Origin of the sequence: Pseudovibrio sp. Ad13, from assembly GCF_001623225.1 — a bacterium.
Classification (GTDB): domain Bacteria; phylum Pseudomonadota; class Alphaproteobacteria; order Rhizobiales; family Stappiaceae; genus Pseudovibrio.
In genome coordinates this window covers 367,616-390,699 of sequence record NZ_LMCC01000015.1, presented here as the reverse complement: position 1 = coordinate 390,699, position 23,084 = coordinate 367,616, and the positions used below count along the sequence as shown (strand labels likewise).

The window sequence follows — 23,084 nt, the reverse complement described above, 5'->3', positions numbered from 1 at the left end:
GTTTTTTGGATAGATGAGTGGGTTTGAGTAAGGGGGGGGTGTTTTGGCTCATGATCCTGACGATAGGAGTGACCTGTGGGGCCAAGCACAAGGACCGACAGCGCTGCGGCTGAGAAAACGATGAAAGACATTCGGCGCAAGGCTTGTAAGCGCTTTGCCACCGAAGATAAAATCTGTGTCGTGCTCGCGGGTCTTCGCGGCGAAGGCAGCATTGCTGAACTGTGCCGACAAGAAGGTAATTCGCAAGGCCTCTTCTACAGCTAGTCTAAAGAGTTTGCTGGAAGCAGGCAAAAGCGCCTTGCTGGTGACACTGCTCGAAAGGCGAGCACCGGTGAGGTTAAGTAATTGCGCAAAGAGGTATGCGAGCTCAAGAGGATGGCTGCTAAACAACCTCTGGAACTGCAGCTTCTTAAAAAAGCGTTTTCGAGGATGGGGCGATGAAGAATGAGGTATCCTGCCCAAGAGAAGCTGGAGATTATCCGACTGGTTGAAGGGGGCCATCAACCAATCAAGCGCGTTGGAGCTGTTGGATATTCTCCGGTCCACGGTTTTCGCTTGGTATGATCGCTACTTTGAGAGCGGTGTTGAGGCATTAGAGGGCCGGGTTTCGCGTCCTTCCAAGGTCTGGAACCGTACTCTCGAAGAGATTCGGGTGCAGATCATTGAGCTAGTGCTAGATGAGACGTGCCTGTCTCCGCGCGTGTTTGCTGTACGCTTCACATGCACAAAAGGTTATTTTGTTTCAGAGGCTTCTGTATATCGATTAATAAAGGCGTAGGACCTGATCACGTCTCCGGCCTATGTGGTCATCAAGGCTGCTGTTGAGTTCAAGGACAAGACTACAGCACCAAATTAGCAATGCCAGACCGATCTTACTTATTTCAAGATTATCGGTTGGGGATGGTTTTATCTCTCAACTGTTTTCAACGACGACTCCCGCTAAACCATCGTCTGGAAGCTATCCACCACCATGAAAGCTAAGGATGTCATCGACACCCTTCAATTGGCACTCGACGTCTTGGGTTGCGAGCAGCCAAAAGTCCTGCGTTGACCGTGCCTGCTTTGCTGATAACGGGAGCTCTGAACGTCTCTATCGATCCGGATGAATGGCTCAAGGAAAAGGATATGAAGTATGTGCGAGGCAAGACCGAGCGTTGGCGTCAGGCCATGACGAACCGTATTCTGCTCGAGAACTATTACATGTCGGAGGACTTGGAAGCCCAGGTCAGTAACTTCGTGGAATACTTTAATCATCACCGCTATCACGAGAGCCTTGGCGACGTCACGCCAGCCGGTGCCTATTTCAGCAGGGATAAGCAAATCTTCAACACCGGCAGATGATTAAACGCAAAACTCTTCAAAACTGCCGCTTGCGCTACCGCGCACAAGCTAAACAATATCAACACGTAAAAGGGCCTGATGCTTCGCTATTTGAAAGCCAAATTGTCTAGCTATCCTTGATGACGGGCAAGTAAAAGGCCCTAACAGCACGCTGAGTATTGCCGGATTCAGTTAGTTCTATTCCTGATAGAACTAACTGAATGACCGCTGTTGCCCCTCGTCTCTGCTATCCATCTCTCACTTGCCTGAGCTACCGCAGAGCTCCGAACGGTAGCAAAGTCCGCTGAGTTCTTGATCGCACATAAAGTGAACTGCGGTAGCTAATTGTAAATGCGGTACGAATTACATGGTTGCATTCGCAGTTAATGTGAGTCTGGCCCTTCTAATAAACGCAGATAATTCGAGCCAGAAATCAGGCCGTTTGCAATCTGAACATCGAGTGAATGTTATCGCCGGCTGGTTTGCCGCGGAGAGCCGAGTAACTTCAGCACGCTCATTGAGTGGGAACACTCAGCCACTGGAAAGTAAATATCGCCCCAGTATATTGAAGCAAAAATGGGGCTTACCCTTCAAAATCGAACAGCACATAAGATATATATACTCATTATCTTCGAATATTATATAGATATGAGTATAATTGCTAATTACATCTATATTTTACTATCAACTGTTCAAAAGTTAAAATATTCATATCAATATAAATCGTATCTACCTTAGAGTAATAGATGATGAATCAACAATTTGGATAGTAAATAGTGACTCTGCGCTTTCAGTGGTCGGTTTTATTTCTAGGATTATTGTTATGGGCTCGTCCTGACGTGTATGCGCAGGCTGTGATTGATGATGATAATCCCTTGGGCCCAAACCAGACGGTTGGCGGGCCCGGTTCCACACATGGAGATACTTGGAATGTTGGCGGCACGCTCGTCGTTGGTGACAACGGAGCTGGCACGTTAACTGTTCAACAAGGTGGAGACTTAACCAGTGATGTAAGCACGTTAGGCACGAATGGCTCATCAGGAACGGTGACAGTTACTGGCAGTGGCTCTACCTGGACTGCGGATGGTAATCTTCGCGTTGGGCGTGGAGGGACAGGTATCTTCAATATTGAAGATGGAGCTACTGTTGCTAGTACTCAGGGCCGTGTTGGGGTGCTTGGGTCTCAAGGTACAACGACGATTACCGGAACTGGATCTTCATGGACCATTGATAACGACTTGATTGTTGGAAATGGCGGAACAGGCGATCTGATTGTCGAACAAGGTGGAGCTCTTATTACAGGTGAAAGCTCAGTTGGCGAAAACAATGGTGGCAGTGGTACTGGAGTTGTTACTATTCGAGATGCAGGTTCAACTTGGGATCTGAGTGATCGTTTGCGTGTTGGTATAGCTGGTACTGGTACTGTCAATGTTGAAAATGGCGCTAGCGTTACAAGTACAGATGGACAGCTTGGCGTTTCTAACAATTTAGGTACAGTGAATGTAACTGGAGTAGGATCAACCTGGAATGTTTCTGACGAGCTTGTAGTTGGAGCAACTGGAGCTGCTGGTGGCAACTTGAATATCTCTGATGGTGGTTCGGTTACCTCGCAAGACTCTATTGTTTCTGAATTTGCAAGCAGTAATGGAGCGGTGACAATCTCTGGTTCGGATTCAATCTGGACTGTTTCAGGAAACATAATCATTGGCCGACAAGAAGATGCAACCATTACCGTTTCCGATGGTGGGACGCTTGATACGCGTGCGAACAACACGATGGGTCTCTTCAATGGTACGGGCTCAGTTGTTGTTACGGGCACGGGCTCGAACTGGACGGCTGCAACCAATATTGTGGCAGGTCGTTCAGCTCGCGCGACCATCACACTCTCTGATGGTGGTGTTTTAGAGATTACTGGCGGAAATCGCAGATTGGTACTTGGTCAAGAAGCTGGGGCTCGTGGAACATTAAATATTGGTTCCGCGACCGGTGAGGCGGCAACAGCAGCTGGTACGTTCATTGGCAATCAAGTGCGCCTGACAGCTAATCGTGATGTGATCGTCTTTAATCATACGAGTACAGATTACACATTTGATGCTGGGCTCTTTGGAGACGGCGATGTTCTCATTGAGAGCGGCACAACCACATTGACAGGGAACAACAGCTCTTACTCAGGAACCAACACGATCACGGGTGGGACGCTTCGCGTTACAGATATTGATCAACTGGATGATAGCTCTACTGTACTTAATGGTGGGAGGTTTTTATATGCTGACACAGCAAGTGGCTCAACCTCTGCACTAACGATTGGCAGTAGCGGCGGAACGATTGAGGTCTCGGAGAGCTCTGCCACTTTTACAGTTTCAAGCGAGTTGACAGGAACAGGCAGCCTTAGCAAAGACGGGGCCGGCGTTCTTCGTTTGACCGGCATGAATGATTATAGCGGTGGCACGACCATAACTGATGGAAGTGTGCAGGTTGATGATATCAACAGTTTGGGAACAGGCACGACGACACTTGATGGCGGAACGCTGAGCTACAGCGGAACAACAAGTGCCACATATTCCAATCTTGTCTTGAGTGCTGTAGGCGGCGCCTTGGAAGTTACTGAGAGTTCTGGGACACTTGAGGTTAGCAGCGATCTTTCGGGAACGGGGATCCTAACCAAGCAGGGCAGCGGGACATTGGTTCTCTCTGGGACGAACAGCTACAGCGGTGGGACTGTTATTTCAGCGGGAGTACTGCAAGTCGATGACCTGAACCGTCTTGGCACGGGATCCACGACCCTCAATGGTGGGTCTCTCAATTACACAGGTACAAGCGCTGTCACCCTCGCCGATTTGGTTTTAGGTTCCGCTGACAATACGCTTGATGTCAGCAACAGTGTAGCGAGTATTACGGTTTCGAGTGACCTTTCGGGCACGGGCAGCTTAACCAAGAGCGGAGCCGGTACTCTCATCCTCACCGGTACCAACACCTATAGCGGCGGAACAACAGTTTCATCGGGAACGCTGCAAGGCGATAGCTTAAACATTCAGGGAGACATGTCTGTCGCCAATGGGGCTACTGTGGCCTTTACTCAAGCGACAAACGGAACCTATAGCGGAGACCTTTCCGGCTCTGGTGCACTAACGAAGACCGGATCTGGTATATTGACCTTATCAGGTAACAACTCCAGCTACTCCGGTATTATCTCCGTTAATGGCGGTGGGTTGTCGATCTCGGCTGCCAATCAGCTGGGTACGGGGACCACCACACTCAATGCCACCTCCCTTAGCTATACAGCAAGCACCAATGCCACCTTATCGACCGTGGTTTTGGGGACAGGTGCCAGCACGTTCGATGTGACTAGTGCCGCAGGTGCTCTGACGCTTTCCGGCAACTTGGCCGGTGCAGGCAGCCTGATCAAGACCGGAGCAGGCACTCTTGTCCTATCCGGCACCAACACCTTTAGCGGCGGGGCGACCGTTTCTGTGGGAACCTTGCAGGTCTCTCAGGTCTCTCAACTGGGCACAGGAACCACCACACTGGACGGAGCCACGCTGGCTTTTAGCGGAACTGGAACGCAAAGCTATAACGCGCTGACTGTTGGAGCTTCCGGGGGTACGGTAGAGGTGCAAAACGTTAACAGGACGTTGCAGCTTACGAACACTGTAACCAGCACAGGAGCTTTCACCAAGACGGGCAGCGGATCGCTTGTGTTCAATAGCAGTAGCAACTCATTTGGAGCGGGCCTGACGGTTCAGCAAGGAACGTTGCTGATTGGCGATACGACAGACTTTAACGCTGCATCTGTTCAAGCAGGTTTTACAATTGCCTCTGGAGGACGTTTGGGCGGGCATGGAACTGCAAGTGGCAGTGTGACACTGGATGGCGGCGTTATCGCCCCCGGCGCTTCGTTCGGCATAATCACGCTCGGCAGTCTGGATGCTACTGGCACTGGCGGCACGCTGGAAATGGAGTTTGGCTCTGATCCGGTATCTGGAATGACAAATGTTGATCAAATCCAGATCCTCGCGGGTGGCAGCGTGGACCTGAATAACATAACCCTTAATCTTGTTAACGTCATGGGTCCAACGCCGGTCAAGATCGGCGATGAGTTCGTCATTATTGACAATCTCTCCGCACCGGGGTCAGAGCCACCGACTGGCACGTTCAGTTCAGTCAACCATGACATGTTCATGTTAGATGTGAACGTTATCTACGGTATCCCAGGAGACGGTAACGATGTCGCGATCCAGTTCATCCGAAGCTCCAACAACTTCAATGGCCTGGCAGATACACGCAACGAACATTCAGTCACTCTGGCGCTTGATACTATCAATGAAAGCGGCGATCTCTTCACACAACTTGCGCCCATGAACAACGCTCAGATTAAAGCTCTTCTCGATCCCCTTGCAGGTGAAATCAACGCTTCAACCCGTGCAATCCTTCTCGCCGACAGCCGCTTCCTGAGACAAGCGGTGAATGACCGCCTTTACAAGGCTCACAGCGCTTTTGCTGCAGACGTGGATGACAACACCGTTTCCCGCAAAGTTGGCCCCTTTGAGATGTGGGGGCAGGTCTACGGCAGCTGGGGTCAATTCTTCTCCGATGGCAATGCCCGCACCACAGGCAGAAGCGTCGGCGGCGTTCTGGTTGGTGTTGATGCAACCTACTTTGACATGGTGCAGCTGGGTGTCGTTGCAGGCTTCGGCAGAACATCCATCGACATCAGTTCCATCGATGCATCATCTGACAGTGACAGCTACAGTGTCGGCGGCTACGCCAGTGCCAATCCGATCGACAACGTCAAACTGCGCGGAGGTGTTGCCGGTACATGGTACAACATTGCAACTGATCGCGATGTAAGCCTCTTCCCGGAAGAAACACTGTCGTCTGATCAGTTCGCCGGTTCTGTGCAAGTGTTTGGTGAGCTTGGGTATACGTTGGAAAGCACCTACGGCAATCTGGAACCTTTCGCAGGAGTTGCCTATGCTTACCTGTCCGGCCCCGGCTTCAACGAAACCGGCGGTGCAGCAGCTCTCAAAGCAGATGGACAATCCAACTCCCTCACCTTCCTAACCCTGGGAACCCGCGGCGAGTTTGACCTTTCCAACTATCTTTATGGGGACACAAGTTTTGTTGGCTTGGCAGCCTGGCAATACTCTTCCGCTGATACGCTCGACTATACCCAAAGCTTCATCGACAGCGGCAACCCTTTCACCGTCGCCAGCGTCCCAATCGCCCGCAACGTGGCCCTGATCGAAACCGGCCTTGAATCCCGGTTGGCCGAGCACATCCAACTCAACATCAACTACTACGGCCTCCTCGCCGACCAAACCCTAGACCACGGCGCCAACGCAAGACTATTCGTGCAGTTCTAAACTGAGAAAAGGAGTGCGCTCAGAAGTGTCGGGCAGCTATTTGAAACTGCCTGATTTGTTTGCCATTTTGCGTTAAGTTAGAACTGACACTGTCCAGTTCATTCATTCGGCTCAAGGTTCACCTTATCGGAATCAATCCGATGATCTGGCAGTGGGATGAAGCAAAGTATCATTCTGAATAGCGAGATATTCGGCACTTTTCACTTCAAACTTAAAATAGAATTCCTTAATTGAATTCCCATTCGATTATTGTGTCGGCGCTGACACGTGCTCGGGTGAGGACGAAATTGAGTTCATAGATCAGTTTCTTAATGAGATTAGCTAATCCGTACTCAATCCTTGATAGAAAGTCTCAAATGCCCGGTTGCGGACCCTTCCAGCAAGTTACTCGATGACCATCATGGGCAGTTGCCCTAGGTTTGGTCAATTACAATCCCAAAGTCTTGCTATTTTTGATTGTGTGTGTTTTCCGTCGGCCTGAGTCGCAGCTCACTTCAGTGAAAGCATTTTTTACTGGCAAAAGCTGATTAATTTGACTTTCTTTATATGTACAATGGCTTTAGCAATCTTATGCTGAAACTGATTTATTAAACAAAGAGAAAGTCGTCTTGATAAAAACCTTCAACGTTCACCTCTTGCAAGGTGATTGAGTTTTCTTCATCTAGCGTAATAACGGTATTATCGCCAACATTGACTGCATTAGCGAGTACAGTATCAAAATCAACAAATACAGCCAGATCCAGTTCGATTACATCTTTAACACCTGATCCAAATTCCATATCTGTGATAACGTCTTAGCCGAAATCTGTACCTTTAAATTGGAAGGTATCGGTCGAAGAACCACCGGTTAAGGTGTCGTCTCCTTGTCCTCCTTCCAATATGTCAGCGCCCATTTCGCCTGAAATAACATCGTCACCCTAGAGGCCACGAATGTAGTCGTTAAACTTGCTGCCCACTAAATGGTCATTGGCGCTCGTTCCTAAATCATCCCGTCCGTTGATGATGATTTTAAGTTCCTGTGTGACAGGCTCACTGCCGCCATTGTTAATCTCCACTGTATAGGTGAGTGTTATGCTCTCTCCTCGTTTGAGATAATCAAATAATTCCGCTGGCGCATTGAATTCAAAATGAGCGTTTCCCTGCCCCTGAGGTAAGTCAGCGTATCGCCAAAGTGAGAAGTCGTTTGGGCTAAGTAGACAAAGGAGGGCCTCTTCATCCACACCTGATGTTTCACCTTCAGCCGTCATTGATTTAACGTTGGAAGTAAAGTCGTGGTCAGAATGGTATTTGTCTTCGAATACTACATCCAAAGACGCCTCAACTGGTTGATTATCTGATGTCTCATCAATGACAGCTTCAGGGGTGACTATGCCGTAATTTCCATTCGTATCAGGATAATATTCATAGATGATGTTTTTACCATCTTGACCTAAGCTTGCTGTAGGGCTCTGTCAGTTTTTGAACAGTGTAAACTCCGTTGCTATCAGGCCTATAGATATAAATAGCGCCGGATTCGTAACCCTTCCTGTTCCACTGATCTTCTGTGTCAACGCGCCACACGCCTACAACAATAACGCCATCATTATTATTTGCTACGGAATGGCCAATGTAATCGTAGCGTTTACCATCTTCGTCAATTAGCTTGATTTCTTCATACTGACCATCATCATTGAGAGCATAAACATAAACTGCTCCTGACTGGTTTGAATTCCCTGAGCTGTTTTCTGCGCCAATAACTATGGTGCCGTTGTCATTTAAGGCAAGTTCGTCTCCAAAATTTTGATGCAAACCGCCATCTGATGGAGTGATCTCGGTTTCTGTATATCCCCCAGCCCCGTTGGGCTGATAGATATATACTGCACCAGAATTTTCTGCTAGTTCATCATCATATGGGGCTGAGACAGCGATAGTGCCGTTTGCGTTAATTTCAACATTCCATCCAAAGTGGTTAGCATGGCCAGGTAATGGAGAAGACAGTTGTGTTTCAGCATATCCGCTATCTTCTGTCGGTGTGTAAACATAAAAAGTGTGTATTTCTTGCCAATCTTCATTGTGAGAGGTCGTGGTGCCGACCACTGCTACTCCTGCATCATTAATTGCAACAAGATGACCAAAAACGCCCATCTCCCTGATGAGCAGGAAGCTCATGCTCAACGTACTCACCTTCTGCATTCTTATGGAAAATGTAAGCACCGCCCCATGAGCTGACCATCCACCATTATCCAAATCATCTGCTCCAATAATGATGGTGCCATATTTGTTTGCAGCAACTGCCCCACCAAATCCGTTTGCGATACCTGAACCCGAGGCTGTTAACTGGATGGTTTCACGTCCACCATTACCGTCAGGTACGAGCACATAGACAGCGCCGTTGCTCGAAGTAGCATATCCCCGATTTGATCCAACTACGATCAGATCACCCTCAGTTATCGCTAAAGTTGAGCCATTATGACTTAGCTCAGTGTCGTATTTACCGAAAACACCAGTCTCGATGATCTTGGGCAGTGCCTCAACATGAGAGATGGAAATTGGATTAGGAAGGTCGGTAATTGTTACAGTAACGTTCTTTGTAACAACCCCGCCGTGACCATCATCTACTGTATAGGTGAAAGTGTCCGTCGCTTTTTGTGTTTCTAAAAAAGTGATCAAATTTTCCATTTGGATCATAATGGAAGACACCATCGGCAAATGTGACGATCCCCTTTGTTTCGCTGCTGTCGAAACTAATCGTGTGCGTGTCGGAAGCATCCACATCACGATAATCTGGTGCAATACCGACCTCTTGGTTCTCTAAAGTGGTCGCTTCAATATTTCTGACACTGGGACGGTCATTTGCTCCTTCAACTGTGATCGTTACGCTGCGCGTGATAACGCCTCCGAGGCCGTCATCGGCGGTGTAAGTAAAAGTCTCTGTGGCACTCTCGCCTTCAGCAAGGTAATTGAAGTGCGGAAACGCCGAATACTCAAAGTTATTTCCATAGCGCTCGAGTTTACCTTCAACGCTATCAGTATCCCATGTAATTGCTAAGCGGTCTGAACGATCAGGGTCAACGAGACAGGTCTGGATCAAATAATCACGATTATCTTCTGAGACCGTTACTGCAACACCCTCCGCTTGTGGTGTATCGTTAGTGCCGATGATTATGATTTTGGCTGTGCCTTCAGTCGTTCCGCAATTACCGTCATCCAGCTCCACCGTGTAGGTAAGTGTGACTTCCTCATCTTCAGCCAGGTAATTGAACACCTCATAGCCGGCGGTGAAGTCAAGATTGACTTTTCCGAAGAGCGACTGGTCTGAAGTGTCAATGGAGCCAACGGTAAGCAGATCTAACAATTGTTGTTCGGTGAGCTTGCTAAGGCCGTTCTGAACACCTGATAGGCTGAGGCCTTTTATAATTGCCGTGTGGCCTATGTCAGTCACATCTGCATCCGAGAAAGACAAGCTCAGCTGTCCGGCAATGTCTGAGGTATCAGTTGTTTCGTAAAGCGTAAGCTCATTAGCCGGCCGGCTGTAATCACCATTTGAATCTGGCTTAATGACGTAAATGGCGCCGGTATTGATTTCGGTTGTGCTATCATTACCTGGCTTGCCAATGATGACAGTGCCATCTTCGCTAATGGCAACAGCAAAGCCAAATCCATCACCGGCAACCACGTCTGCTACACCAAATCTTAAACTCTTTATAAGTGCCATCTTCCTGCGGGACGAAGACATAAACTGAGCCAGAGGCGTAGCCGTTTGCCTCATCGTTTGCAGCTGCTACTACGAAGGTACCACTGGCGTTGATCGCGACGGCAGAGCCGAACGCGTCACTAGCATCGCCGTCAGCTGCTGTAAATTCAATTGAATCAGAATAATTTCCATCTTCATCTGGGGTATAAAGCAAGACGGACCCGGTTGCAGCTTCCCCATCAATCCAATTCCCAGGCTGACTGACTAGTATTTGCCCATTTTCGTTAACTGCAATGGACGTACCGAGTTTGTCTCCGATTTGGAGTTGAGGAGTATCCAGCTTAACAGGATCTGCATATCCATCGAGAGACGAATGATAGACATATAGCGCGCCCGTATCGTTTAGTTCGCCCTTGGCTCCGACAACGATCAGGCCGCTTTCATTGAAAGAAATGGAGCTGCCGAAATTTGCCAGACCTTCACCCTCCGGCGCGGTGAGCTTGATCTCGCTATAGTCTCCTGATGCTTCAGGTGTGTAGATATATATCGAACCTGCGCCAAGTCCGCCATTAACATCATCGCTAGCTGCGCCGACAATGATTTGACCACTTTCGTTTATAGCTACAGATAAGCCAAAGTTATCGAGCTGCGTGGCATCTGAGGCGACAAGCTTTACAGGAACGGTATAATCGCCATTGCCACCTGGATTATAGACATAGACGGCCCCGCTCTCAGAGTTTCCATCGGGGGAAGCGGTGGTCGCACTTACGACAACGGTACCGTCTACGGCAATAGTAATAGCATCGCCAAAGTGATCGTCGGCAACCTCGTCGGGGGCAATGAGTTGGTGCTCCACGTAAGTACCGTCTTCCAACGGCGTAAAGATGACGACTGAGCCAGCCTGATAACTGCTATCTAGTGCATCATCTCGAGCACCGGCGACAATCACGCCATTTCCATTGATCGCAACTGCGTTGCCGAGCTGCCCAGTCTGGACAATCTGGCCGGAAGTGAGCTTGATGAAATAAGAGATTAGCTCTGAGTCTAGAAATACGGGAGTGTGGTTATCGCTGGAGGTATTACTGGTATCAAATATATAAAATTCCGAAAGCACCGCTTACCATTAATTGTATGCTGCATATAAATATAATTTTGCGACATAGCCCATTGGAAAATGATCATAAAATCTCTAACTATTTATTTTTATTATATTTTTAATGATGTAATGTGATGGGAGTGTTAAGTTTCTTGTCTTTTTTGTGCGTCTGTTATTCTTTGTGTGTACACCTTTTAATTGTAATTTCCTGGGGTTGAATTTCTCAGGGGCATATGGCCTGCGCAAAAGTCTTAAGCTCCGGTCATGCAGCTGCTCGGCTAACGTTCAGTCCACAGTTGTTGCACCTCTGATCCCACATCCTGCAGTCCACCACACACGATCATGTGAAAATAATTTATATGTAGCTGGAATATTTCCATAGTTAAACTATCAAACTCCGGTAGTGGAAGGGCTTATTTGTCTATATGCTCTCCGAGGCCTGATTAAATTTACAAGAAGGATAGTGATTTGCGCAGTTTGTTTCTGGCTTCAGCGCTAATACTTGGGAGTTTGTATCCCGTCATGGCTCAAGATATTATCAAGGTCGATACCAATAAAGCAGTGCAGGCGACTATGGATGCGCTGGAGGCTACTGCCAGGAAAGCAGGGGCAACAATATTTGCTCGTGTTGATCATGCTGCGGGAGCCGAAAAAGTTGGTATGTCCATTCCAGCGAACCAGTTGCTGATTTTCGGTAATCCGGTTCTTGGTACCCCTGCGATGGAGATCGACCCGAGGGCAGGCCTGTACCTACCACTTAAAGTTCAGGTCTATGAGGATTCCGAGGGTCAGGTCTGGTTGGCTTATGAAGATCCGAAGGAAACAATGAAGGATCTGGATGATGTCGATAAATCACCGGTAATCGAAAAAATGCGCGGTGTTTTGGCGAAGCTGCCCTCCAAGGCTGCCAAGTAGTCGAATTCGATACCAGATCAAAAATTTCAGTCTGCTCAGGGTCTTTAAAAGGGCTCTGGGCTTTTTCAATTGGGTGGTGGGCAGCTCTCTTAGAGGCGAGCGCCTGCTGTAGTCACCATCTCTCTCTACCTCTCCCAGCTAGTCATCCTTCGCAATCCGTAACGCCAATGCCAGGTCGTCCTCGCGTTGCTGGAACTCTTCGATCTCGTGTTTCAGGCGTTGGAAGATCGGGAGGTACTTTGTGTTGCCTGCTGCGATGAGGGTGGCAACGACTTTCTGGGCGTTGAGGAGGCGTTCGAGCGTTATCTCCTGCTCCTTGTCAGAGCGTGGCAATAGGTTGGTGACCGGGAATGGTGGCGATGCTTTTTTGCGGCGTGGGGCGAGGTCCACTTTAGCCTCCTTACCTGGTTTCGAACGCGGCAAGTTGAGCGGCGATGAAGTCCGCAGGGATACTGTGTTTTACCTCAATCACTGTCTGGTCAAGGGCAGGGGCGAGGAAGAGCAGGATGGCGGCGAAGCTTGCCAGAACGACCAGCTTCATGGCCTCGCTGACGAGGAACAGGCCGTGCTGCTATGTGCGGCCCATCTGCTTCAGCAGTTTTGTCAGGGAGATTTGTGCATCCACGAAATTTTCGCGCAGTGAATAGATGCGGTTTGCGATGGCGGCTTTCTTGTCGGGGGAGATCTGGAGCATCTCGCGTAAGTCATCGCGGGCAAAGCAGGTGTCGGTCTGCGTTTGGGAGCTGACTTCAAGAGCCTCAAAGCCAATCTCGGCTGCGGATTTCACAGGGCGTGATGGGGTGGTTTTACGGCTTCCGGGAAACTGGATGACTTGAGCACTGGGCACATAAGGCCAAGAAGGAAAAATTATCACCTATATGGGGCAGCTTGAGATAGGTTCTGCGCTTGGAGCAGTGATCGTTAAGACCAAGGCCGAGCTGGATAATATAACCAACAAACCAGACTACACACCTGCCATAGTCGGAGCTGACTCCAACCACGCCTTAAGCGGTTACTATCAGTGGCTGGCCGGTACCTGGAACTATGTGCGAGACCTTGCTGACAGCATCACGCGACTGGTCGATATCGATGGGACGGGTAATGCGATCAGGGCGAAACTTCGATTGGGTGTCAGCCTTTCGGCAGTTGAGTTTGCAGTCTTCGTTCCCATTGCAAACAACTCAGGCGCCGTGGCCATCAAGGTTGATGATGTGCTGTTGCCAATTCGAAATGGCCTCGGCAATGAACTTGACCCTGATGACCTTCAAGCAGGCTACCCGGCGATGCTCACAGTGATCCAGGGGCAGGAGGGCTATGTTCTCCTTAATCCGGCAAATGTCGAAGCCGTGGTTCTTGCTGCCAAGACCGCAGCCATAGCAGCTCGTAATCAGGCGCAAACAGCGAGGGGTGCGGCTGAGAGTGCTTTGAACCAGTTGGAGGCAGCAGTAGAGCAAGCTTCTGATCTGGCGTTCAAGCGCTTCAATAAGCTCTATCTAGGGTCATTTGACGACGATCCGGACACTGATAATGAGGGCAATGAACTTGAAGATGGAGCGCTGTACTTCAAGTCGCCAGACAAGAAGTTGAAAGTTTATTCTGATGCCGATGGTTGGGTGCTGGCAACGCCAGACACAAGTGACTTTCTCCATAAAGCAAACAATCTGAGCGATGTTCCCAGTGCGGCTCACGCTCGGCAGAACTTGGGTTTGCAAAACCTTGCGGTGTTGGACAAGGTTGGAACCGCACAGTTCGAAGACAACTCACTCTCAACCCAAAAGTACAAAAACAACTCTGTCACTGATCAGAAGCTCAACTCAGCAAAGCTGAATACGCTGGCAGCGGTTCCAAGGATTATTGCCGCTGCGAAGGTGGATGCAAACGGTGATGTGCTTTGGGCAAGCAATCTGACCTGCAATCGTACTAGTGTAGGTGGTTACGAATACGAGTTCGTACAAGCGCTCCCATCCAGCAAAGCAGGCAAACACATCGTCTTAACGACGGCAGATGTAAGCTGGCACGTACCTCGAACCACTGCGAAAACAAAAGATGGTTTTAAGACTGGATTTGCGACACGGCGAACGACCTCGCCTTATCCATTTGTCGGCTCAAGCACAGGTCACGATGTGGTTGTGATTGGTGTTTGGTAAGGCATTGCAAGCGAACTCAACTGAAAAGCCGGCTCCCCTGGGGAGCCTTTTTTGTGAGGTGATCATGGGACGGGTACCAGACTTGGAATCTCAAGAAATGCTGTTGGAACTTAGATTCAATCCAGGCAAGCCCGATCGTGATTGGGGCAGACTTTCAGAACGTGACTATCAGAGTTGGCTTGGTTCTAAAATTAAAGCGGTTAAAAGTGATGAGCCACCATGGTTTATTGAGGCGCGACGATTGTTGGGAACCAAAGAAATTTCAGGACCGAAGCACAATCCAAGGATTATGGGTTAGGCGAGTAAGTTGGGCATCTCCTACCAGACTGATGAAACCTCTTGGTGTGGTCTGTTTGTGGCCCATTGCATGAGCCTTGTTTCTGATCGCCTGCCTATCAATCCTCTAGGGGCTCGCCAATGGGCGAAATACGGCAGACGGTTAGATAAAGGGGCACCTGGCTCTATTCTCGTCTTCTGGCGCGGTAGTCCTCGCGGTTGGAAAGGGCACGTTGGTTTCTACGTTTCTGAGAGTGCTGGCCACTATCACATGCTTGGCGGCAACCAGTCCAATGCAGTCACAACTGCAAAGCTTTCAAAGCGGCGGCTCTTAGACATCCGGTGGCAGGAAAGCTATCCGGTGCGGGGAGTGCGGGTGTTGGCACAGCGCGAAGGCGCTGCCTCGATCAACGAAGCTTGAGACGAACGTTGCGCTTGCAAAATACATGTTACTTGCTGCCCTCGACTTGGATCTCGATAGCGGGGTTGTTGTTGCTTCAACTGGAACTTCTTTTACAGCTAGTTAGTGGATAAACTTATAGTTTTTATTTTATAGGAACTCGTGAAATTTCTTCGTGAATTCTTGCTCAAGTGCGCATGAACCTGAAACATGTTTGCGTCTAAGTTGATGGTGTTGTGAAGGCGTTGTTAGTTGCGGTGCATCGTTACGCTGGCTAGGTTGAGTGTGTCACGGAGGCGGCATGCATTGAAAGGCGGCTGGAAAATATCGAAAGAAAAGGAGATCGTTGCACCGAAAAAAGAAGAAGGTGTATTTACTTATGGCTCGTGAGTGAAAAGGTGCGAGATTTTTATCTATATGATTACTCAACTTAAGATATATATTTATTATAATTAAAATCATAAGTTTCAGGCAAGTTTTGCAACTTTAGGGTGTGGTCGTTAATACTCTTAGGGAAGTTGTTTTAATGTCTAACACCGCACCATTTTCCTACCCAATCCTGATCTCAACGGCCGAAAACGGCGTGATTTCGATCAGAGTTTTCTTTCAAGATTCTGATCTGGCAGATACTCATACGCTCGCTTTGAATGTAGCTGAAATGATCGGAACTGGAACAGTCGTCAGTGATGACACATTCCACTATGACCCAGGCTCCAAATTTGATCATCTAGCTGTTGGAGAAACAGCTACAGATACGTTTTCTTATACGATTACAGATGCTGCTGGTGAAAGTTCAACTTCGACTGTTACTATTACAGTGACGGGTCAAAATGATGGACCAGTTGCGGTTGAGATTGCTAAGCAGACCGACGAAAACACGGCGATTGATATCGCACCTGACTTCACTGATGCAGATAGTTCTGATAGTCATACCTACACTGTAGACACAACTGGGACCGTTGGCACAGTCACTGTGAATGAGGATGGTACGTTTTCGTATGATCCTGACGGTAAATTTGATTATTTGAACTCTGGCGAAACAGTCACAGACACCTTCACTTATACTGTGACAGATGCAGCGGGTGAAAGTTCAACCGAAACCGTTACTGTTACTGTCACTGGGGTAGATACAAATAATCCACCAGTCACGTATCCAGTCGATCTAGCTGCGGATGAAGATGGCGCTATTATCTTCCGTGTTATTTTTGAAGACCCAGATGTCGGTGACAGCCATACTCATTCCGTTAATACGGAAATACTTGAAGGCATGCTGACAAAAACGTCCGATGGTGACTATCAATATACAGCAAGTCCAGCTTTTGATTATCTTGCAAAAGGCGAAACTGGCACGACTACTTTTACTTATACGGTCACGGATAGTTTTGGAGCGAGCCATACCTCTACTGTGACAATTACAGTCACTGGACAAAATGACGGGCCAGTCGCGTCTGCTATGAACGTAAGTACGAGTGAGAGCAGCGCACTTGTTATTGCACCTGACTTCGTTGATCCAGATACGTCCGATACCCACAGCATTACTGTTAATACGAGCAGCACTTCCGGCATCGTGACCGTAAATCCAGATGGAACATTCACCTATAATCCAAATGGCAAGTATGATGCGTTGAATCTTGGAGAAACTGCAACCGACACATTTACTTATACTGTAACGGACAGTTCAGGCGAAAGCTCCAGTGAGACCGTTACTGTCACAATCCAGGGTGAAAGTGATGTAAGCGTCCATCCAACCAAACTTGTTGCATCTGATGGCGACGATACTGATTACTTTGGGTATAGCACGCAGATGAATGACCATGGTGTGGTTGTTGTTGGTTCTATTGGAGATGATGACAAGGGAGCAAGTTCTGGCTCTGTTTATGTCTACACTCCGGATGGTACCGGTTATGTTGAAACCAAGCTTGTTGCCTCAGATGGAGTAACAACAGATAGTTTTGGCATTCAGACTGTCATCAATAATTCTGGTGTTGTTGCAGTCAGTGCATATAACGATGATGACATGGGCAAGGATTCCGGCTCGGTTTATGTGTTTACCCCGACAGAAGGTGGTAGTTACGCAGAGACCAAATTGATCGCATCTGATGGTGTTGTCGGAGATCGGTTGGGTCAGACATTGTCGATGAATGCAGAGGGAGTGATTGTTGCAAGTGCTTTTGGCACGACAACCGACAGGATTTACGTGTTCACGCCTGATGGTTCGGGTGGTTACACAGAAACCAAGCTTGTTGCTGAAGACAGTGATGGCTTCGGTGGAGCGGTTAGCATCAATGATGATGGTGTTATCTTTGCAGATGGTCCAGGTAGTTTGGCTCGTGTGTTCACACCGGATGGCTCGGGTGGTTACACGGAACTGCAGCTGACAGCACCAGATTCCAATGCTGGCTTTGGTAAAAGCGGTGCGGTTGAAGGTGATGGCACCATTGTGGTTGGCGCCTCAGGAGTACTGTACATCCATGAGCCGGATGGCAGTGGCAATTATGCGGTTTCCAAGTTGGTCTCTGGGCCTGGTACAGGTACATCAGTTGCAATAAACGAGACTGGTGTCATTGTCACAGGAGCATCAGCGGCTGCTAAAGTCTATATCCCTGATGGATCTGGTGGTTATCGGGAAATCATACTGACAGCTTTTGATGGAGAGAGTGGCGATAGCTTTGGAAGATCTGTCTCAATCAATGAAGATGGTGTCATTACAGTTGCTGCTTATACTGATGATGACAAGGGGAGTAATTCTGGCTCTGTTTATGTCTTCACGCTTGATGATGATGGCAATTATGTTGGTCCAGACGGCACTGTTTATGAGCCAACAGATACACCGCCAGTGATCTATTCCTATGGTGAATTCCATGAGGTGAATGGAGAGGAAACGGCAACCAAACTTGTTGCATCTGATGGCGACGATACTGATTACTTTGGGTATAGCACGCAGATGAATGACCATGGTGTGGTTGTTGTTGGTTCTATTGGAGATGATGACAAGGGAGCAAGTTCTGGCTCTGTTTATGTCTACACTCCGGATGGTACCGGTTATGTTGAAACCAAGCTTGTTGCCTCAGATGGAGTAACAACAGATAGTTTTGGCATTCAGACTGTCATCAATAATTCTGGTGTTGTTGCAGTCAGTGCATATAACGATGATGACATGGGCAAGGATTCCGGCTCGGTTTATGTGTTTACCCCGACAGAAGGTGGTAGTTACGCAGAGACCAAATTGATCGCATCTGATGGTGTTGTCGGAGATCGGTTGGGTCAGACATTGTCGATGAATGCAGAGGGAGTGATTGTTGCAAGTGCTTTTGGCACGACAACCGACAGGATTTACGTGTTCACGCCTGATGGTTCGGGTGGTTACACAGAAACCAAGCTTGTTGCTGAAGACAGTGATGGCTTCGGTGGAGCGGTTAGCATCAATGATGATGGTGTTATCTTTGCAGATGGTCCAGGTAGTTTGGCTCGTGTGTTCACACCGGATGGCTCGGGTGGTTACACGGAACTGCAGCTGACAGCACCAGATTCCAATGCTGGCTTTGGTAAAAGCGGTGCGGTTGAAGGTGATGGCACCATTGTGGTTGGCGCCTCAGGAGTACTGTACATCCATGAGCCGGATGGCAGTGGCAATTATGCGGTTTCCAAGTTGGTCTCTGGGCCTGGTACAGGTACATCAGTTGCAATAAACGAGACTGGTGTCATTGTCACAGGAGCATCAGCGGCTGCTAAAGTCTATATCCCTGATGGATCTGGTGGTTATCGGGAAATCATACTGACAGCTTTTGATGGAGAGAGTGGCGATAGCTTTGGAAGATCTGTCTCAATCAATGAAGATGGTGTCATTACAGTTGCTGCTTATACTGATGATGACAAGGGGAGTAATTCTGGCTCTGTTTATGTCTTCACGCTTGATGATGATGGCAATTATGTTGGTCCAGACGGCACTGTTTATGAGCCAACAGATACACCGCCAGTGATTGAAACCTTTGAGACAACATCACTCAAAATTATTGGTAGCAATGCTGCTGAAGTTCTTTTGGGCGGTGATGGTACTGATGTTATCAAAGGAAATGGTGGTAATGATGTGATCACAGGTGGTGCTGGTGATGATCAGCTGAATGGCGGTGAAGGCAGTGACATATTTGTGTTTACTGCTGGTGATACCGGTCATGATGTCCTTGCTGACTTCGATGCTGCAGATGTCATTCAGCTTGAAACTGCACTGTTCGCCGACTTCACCGCTGTCATGGCAGCAGCTGAGGATAGTGGTTCAAATACAGTGTTCACGATCGACGAAGATACCTCTATCACTTTACAAGGTGTCATGACTGCCGAACTGCAACAGGACGACTTCCTGTTCATCTAATCTGTACTGAGCAGTTCAAGGCGCCCGCAATCATCGATTGCGGGCGCTATTTTTTATAATCAAGCATCTTTCATTTTCACAGGAAGATCTAGAAATGAGCTACATAACAAATTACATAACAATTGTGTATTTTGAGCATTGTGAAATTGAAGTAAATTGAGTTATCGCGCTGAAATATATATGAGCGAAAAATATTTCACCTGAAAACTCGATTTTTTAACGGACTCTCTCCGTGTCCGCCATCTTCCTTTTTTTTAATAGGAACTTTTGCTGGTTCCCTTCGACTTCTGTTTTTGGTTGGATGATCACAGTATTGGGTCTGTTCCTTATTTAAAGACTATGGGAAATTTTGCGTGCATTTTGCGCTCCTAGGTCTTGCGATGTTCTGGTGATTGGACATCTCTTCTTCCAAGCGACTAAATCAACCTGATGACATCTCGGGCGTCTTTGCTCGTTCCAAGATAAATGAATGTAGAGGTAATGAATGAGCCTCTCGCAGAATTTATTGTTCTGGGGCTGCGTGGATAGATAAGCTTGTTAGTGATGCGGGTGGGGTTGGAGCTCTGCAACTGCTGGAAACATCTTGCATGCCAATGTCATTTGGTATACGACCGCATACAACAAACTTGGACCGGTTTGCCAGAGATGGTTTTGACATAGAGTTCAGGATACACCAAACATAAATCGTCTAACACAAATGCGTCGGAATAATCATGAGCTTGTACACTGACTACTTGAATGAGATTGACACTCGAAAAGCCGAGGGTTTGAACCCCAAGCCGATTGAAGATGGCGCACTTGTGAATGAGATCATTTCGCAGATTAAAGATCTCAGTAACGAACACAGAGACGGTTCCCTTAAATTCTTTATCTACAACACCTTGCCAGGCACAACCAGCGCAGCTGGCGAAAAGGCGAAGTTTTTGAAAGAGATCATTCTTGGCGACTCTGTTGTTGAGGAAATTTCTCAGTCCTTTGCTTTTGAACTGCTGTCTCACATGAAGGGTGGCCCTTCTGTTGAGGTTCTTCTTGACCTGGCGCTTAGCGATGACGCGACTGTTGCGCAACAGGCTGCCGATGTCCTTAAAACCCAGGTGTTCTTGTATGAGGCAGATACCGAGCGTTTGAAGGCAGCTTTTGCAGCAGGTAATGTGATTGCAAAAGACATTTTGGAAAGCTATGCAAAGGCTGAGTTCTTCACGAAACTTCCTGATGTAGACGAAGAAATCAAAGTCGTGACCTTCATCGCAGGTGAAGGCGATATCTCAACCGACCTTCTTTCTCCTGGCAATCAGGCACACTCCCGTTCTGACCGTGAACTACACGGCAAGTGCATGATCTCACCTGAAGCACAGGCGGAAATTCAGGAACTGCAGAAAGCAAATCCTGATGCGCGCGTGATGCTGATTGCTGAAAAAGGCACCATGGGCGTTGGCTCCTCCCGTATGTCTGGCGTAAACAACGTTGCGCTTTGGGCTGGTAAACAGGCAAGCCCATATGTTCCTTTCGTGAACATTGCGCCGATTGTTGCTGGCACCAACGGCATTTCTCCAATCTTCCTGACCACTGTTGGCGTGACCGGTGGTATCGGGCTTGATCTGAAAAATTGGGTCAAAAAACAAGATGCTGATGGCAACACCGTTCTGGATGGAAATGGTGATCCTGTTCTTGAGCAGACCTACTCAGTTGAGACTGGTAAGGTGCTCACCATCAACACTAAAACCAAGAAGCTTTATGACGGTGATAAAGAGCTGGTTGATGTTTCTTCCGCGTTCACACCTCAAAAAGTTGAGTTTATGAAAGCTGGCGGCTCCTATGCTGTTGTGTTTGGTAAAAAGCTGCAGACTTTTGCATCTGAAACACTTGGCATTGAACTGAAGTCCGCTTTTGCTCCGGCCAAAGAGATCTCTCATGAAGGTCAGGGCCTGACTGCTGTTGAGAAGATCTTCAACCGCAATGCTGTTGGCGCCACTCCGGGTGCAACTCTGCATGCTGGTTCTGACGTTCGTGTGAAAGTGAATATCGTTGGTTCTCAGGACACCACTGGTCTGATGACCTCACAGGAACTGGAGTCCATGGCGGCAACCGTCATTTCTCCAACTGTTGATGGTGCTTACCAGTCCGGTTGTCACACTGCATCTGTTTGGGATTTGAAAGCGCAGGCTAACATTCCAAAACTCATGAAGTTCATGAACAAGTTTGGCCTGATCACCGCGCGCGATCCAAAAGGCGTCTACCACGCCATGACAGACGTGATCCATAAGGTGCTGAACGACATCACCATTGACGACTGGGCGATCATTATCGGTGGCGACAGCCACACCCGTATGTCTAAGGGCGTTGCGTTTGGTGCAGATTCTGGCACCGTGGCGCTGGCACTGGCAACTGGTGAAGCCACCATGCCGATCCCTGAATCTGTGAAGGTGACTTTCAAAGGCACCATGAAAAACTACATGGATTTCCGCGATGTGGTGCATGCAACACAGTCTCAGATGCTGAAGCAGTTTGGCGATAACGTGTTCCAGGGCCGCATTATTGAGGTTCACATCGGAACTTTGCTTGCTGACCAGGCGTTCACGTTCACTGACTGGACTGCTGAGATGAAGGCAAAAGCTTCCATCTGTATCTCTCAGGATGACACTCTGGTTCAATCACTTGAGATTGCGAAGAGCCGCATTCAGATTATGATCGACAAAGGCATGGAAAATGATGCCAAAGTTCTTCAAGGCCTGATCGATAAAGCAGACAAACGCATTGCAGAAATCAAGTCTGGCGAGAAAGCTGCGCTGACACCTGATGACAACGCGAAATACTTTGCTGAGGTTGTTGTCGATCTGGACCAGATCGATGAGCCAATGATCGCTGACCCTGACGTAAACAATGATGACGTTTCCAAGCGTTACACCCACGACACCATCCGTCCTGTTTCCTACTATGGTGGTGACAAGAAGGTTGATCTGGGCTTTGTTGGCTCTTGCATGGTGCACAAAGGCGACATGAAGATTGTTGCTCAGATGCTCAAGAACCTTGAGAAAGACGGCGGTAAGGTCGAGTTCAATGCTCCGCTTGTTGTTGCAGCGCCAACCTACAACATTATTGATGAGCTGAAGGCAGAAGGCGACTGGGAAATTTTGCAGAAGTACTCCGGTTTCGAATTCGATGATGCACTGCCAAAAGCAACAGCACGTACCGAATACGAAAACATTATGTACCTGGAGCGTCCTGGCTGTAACCTTTGCATGGGTAACCAGGAGAAGGCTGCTAAGGGGGATACCGTTCTGGCAACCTCTACCCGCTTGTTCCAGGGCCGTGTGGTAGAAGATTCCTCTGAGAAGAAGGGTGAATCCCTGCTGGCGTCCACTCCGGTTGTTGTTCTTTCCGCTATCCTCGGCAGAACTCCAAACATGGATGAGTACAAGGCAGCAGTGGAAGGCATCGACCTCACCAAGTTCGCCCCACCACTCCAGAAACCTGCTGCTGCGAAGTCAGTTCACTTCTAGGGTCTAATCGCAGGATAGCGGCCTT

General features: G+C 48.4%; 15 protein-coding genes and 1 pseudogene. 8 read left to right on the top strand and 8 right to left on the bottom strand.

Annotated elements, in window-relative coordinates:
- The first annotated feature begins 120 nt into the window (after positions 1-120).
- Positions 121-1,451: pseudogene (locus PsAD13_RS19005) on the top strand (DDE-type integrase/transposase/recombinase).
- Between the two features lie 645 nt (positions 1,452-2,096).
- Complete coding sequence (locus tag PsAD13_RS19000) at positions 2,097-6,683, top strand: autotransporter outer membrane beta-barrel domain-containing protein (protein ID WP_084404776.1); 4,587 nt, start codon at positions 2,097-2,099, stop codon at positions 6,681-6,683.
- A 587-nt stretch (positions 6,684-7,270) separates the two neighbouring features.
- On the opposite strand, the gene PsAD13_RS18995 is transcribed toward PsAD13_RS19000, so the two are convergent.
- The 5 genes from PsAD13_RS18995 to PsAD13_RS18975 form a co-directional block, all read right to left on the bottom strand.
- Positions 7,271-7,462, bottom strand: coding sequence for a hypothetical protein (locus PsAD13_RS18995; protein WP_063319143.1), 192 nt, complete (start codon positions 7,460-7,462; stop codon positions 7,271-7,273).
- A 138-nt stretch (positions 7,463-7,600) separates the two neighbouring features.
- Complete coding sequence (locus PsAD13_RS18990) at positions 7,601-7,993, bottom strand: VCBS domain-containing protein (protein WP_063319142.1); 393 nt, start codon at positions 7,991-7,993, stop codon at positions 7,601-7,603.
- A gap of 106 nt (positions 7,994-8,099) precedes the next feature.
- Entirely contained in the window at positions 8,100-9,350 is a 1,251-nt protein-coding gene (locus tag PsAD13_RS18985) for a hypothetical protein (RefSeq protein ID WP_193777071.1), read from the bottom strand.
- Entirely contained in the window at positions 9,274-10,338 is a 1,065-nt protein-coding gene (locus PsAD13_RS18980) for an Ig-like domain-containing protein (protein ID WP_063319140.1), read from the bottom strand. The genes PsAD13_RS18985 and PsAD13_RS18980 overlap by 77 nt, the downstream gene beginning before the upstream one ends.
- The gene (locus PsAD13_RS18975) at positions 10,325-11,470 is read right to left on the bottom strand and encodes an FG-GAP repeat protein (RefSeq protein WP_063319139.1); all 1,146 of its coding nucleotides are present in this window, start codon (positions 11,468-11,470) and stop codon (positions 10,325-10,327) included. The genes PsAD13_RS18980 and PsAD13_RS18975 overlap by 14 nt, the downstream gene beginning before the upstream one ends.
- Before the next feature lie 504 nt (positions 11,471-11,974).
- Between PsAD13_RS18975 and PsAD13_RS18970 the strand changes: the two genes are divergently transcribed.
- Positions 11,975-12,367 (top strand): DUF302 domain-containing protein, encoded by a 393-nt coding sequence (locus PsAD13_RS18970; protein ID WP_063319138.1) that lies wholly within the window; start codon positions 11,975-11,977, stop codon positions 12,365-12,367.
- Positions 12,368-12,505: 138 nt separating this feature from the next.
- Here PsAD13_RS18970 and PsAD13_RS18965 read toward each other — a convergent pair whose 3' ends face one another.
- Genes PsAD13_RS18965 through PsAD13_RS18960 form a run of 3 tightly spaced genes read right to left on the bottom strand, consistent with a single transcriptional unit; the run spans position 12,506 to position 13,214 of the window.
- Positions 12,506-12,757, bottom strand: a complete 252-nt coding sequence (locus PsAD13_RS18965) for a hypothetical protein (RefSeq protein WP_063319137.1) — start codon at positions 12,755-12,757, stop codon at positions 12,506-12,508.
- 10 nt (positions 12,758-12,767) lie between these two features.
- The gene (locus PsAD13_RS27860; RefSeq protein WP_193777070.1) at positions 12,768-12,908 is read right to left on the bottom strand and encodes a hypothetical protein; all 141 of its coding nucleotides are present in this window, start codon (positions 12,906-12,908) and stop codon (positions 12,768-12,770) included.
- A 30-nt stretch (positions 12,909-12,938) separates the two neighbouring features.
- Positions 12,939-13,214 (bottom strand): hypothetical protein, encoded by a 276-nt coding sequence (locus tag PsAD13_RS18960; RefSeq protein WP_153040935.1) that lies wholly within the window; start codon positions 13,212-13,214, stop codon positions 12,939-12,941.
- A 31-nt stretch (positions 13,215-13,245) separates the two neighbouring features.
- Between PsAD13_RS18960 and PsAD13_RS18955 the strand changes: the two genes are divergently transcribed.
- The 5 genes from PsAD13_RS18955 to PsAD13_RS18935 all read left to right on the top strand — a co-directional run bounded on the left by PsAD13_RS18955 (position 13,246) and on the right by PsAD13_RS18935 (position 23,059).
- A complete protein-coding gene (locus PsAD13_RS18955; RefSeq protein ID WP_063319135.1) occupies positions 13,246-14,514 on the top strand; it encodes a hypothetical protein in 1,269 nt (422 codons plus the stop codon).
- Positions 14,515-14,578: 64 nt separating this feature from the next.
- Positions 14,579-14,812 carry a hypothetical protein gene (locus PsAD13_RS18950; protein WP_153040934.1) on the top strand — a complete coding sequence of 78 codons (234 nt, stop codon included), beginning with the start codon at positions 14,579-14,581 and terminating at the stop codon, positions 14,810-14,812.
- 9 nt (positions 14,813-14,821) lie between these two features.
- Complete coding sequence (locus PsAD13_RS18945) at positions 14,822-15,211, top strand: TIGR02594 family protein (RefSeq protein WP_063319133.1); 390 nt, start codon at positions 14,822-14,824, stop codon at positions 15,209-15,211.
- A gap of 505 nt (positions 15,212-15,716) precedes the next feature.
- Positions 15,717-19,559: a VCBS domain-containing protein gene (locus PsAD13_RS18940; protein WP_063319132.1), complete on the top strand. Its 3,843-nt coding sequence runs from the start codon at positions 15,717-15,719 to the stop codon at positions 19,557-19,559.
- A 713-nt stretch (positions 19,560-20,272) separates the two neighbouring features.
- Positions 20,273-23,059, top strand: a complete 2,787-nt coding sequence (locus PsAD13_RS18935; protein WP_063319131.1) for a bifunctional aconitate hydratase 2/2-methylisocitrate dehydratase — start codon at positions 20,273-20,275, stop codon at positions 23,057-23,059.
- Positions 23,060-23,084 lie beyond the last annotated feature (25 nt).

Excerpts from the sequence above, each read along its gene's own strand:
- PsAD13_RS18995 (WP_063319143.1), bottom strand. The coding sequence starts at position 7,462 with ATGGAATTTGGATCAGGTGTTAAAGATGTAATCGAACTGGATCTGGCT.
- PsAD13_RS18985 (WP_193777071.1), bottom strand. The coding sequence starts at position 9,350 with ATGATCCAAATGGAAAATTTGATCACTTTTTTAGAAACACAAAAAGCG.
- PsAD13_RS18970 (WP_063319138.1), top strand. The coding sequence starts at position 11,975 with ATGGCTCAAGATATTATCAAGGTCGATACCAATAAAGCAGTGCAGGCG.
- PsAD13_RS27860 (WP_193777070.1), bottom strand. The coding sequence starts at position 12,908 with ATGAAGCTGGTCGTTCTGGCAAGCTTCGCCGCCATCCTGCTCTTCCTC.
- PsAD13_RS18955 (WP_063319135.1), top strand. The coding sequence starts at position 13,246 with ATGGGGCAGCTTGAGATAGGTTCTGCGCTTGGAGCAGTGATCGTTAAG.
- PsAD13_RS18950 (WP_153040934.1), top strand. The coding sequence starts at position 14,579 with ATGGGACGGGTACCAGACTTGGAATCTCAAGAAATGCTGTTGGAACTT.
- PsAD13_RS18940 (WP_063319132.1), top strand. The coding sequence starts at position 15,717 with ATGTCTAACACCGCACCATTTTCCTACCCAATCCTGATCTCAACGGCC.
- PsAD13_RS18935 (WP_063319131.1), top strand. The coding sequence starts at position 20,273 with ATGAGCTTGTACACTGACTACTTGAATGAGATTGACACTCGAAAAGCC.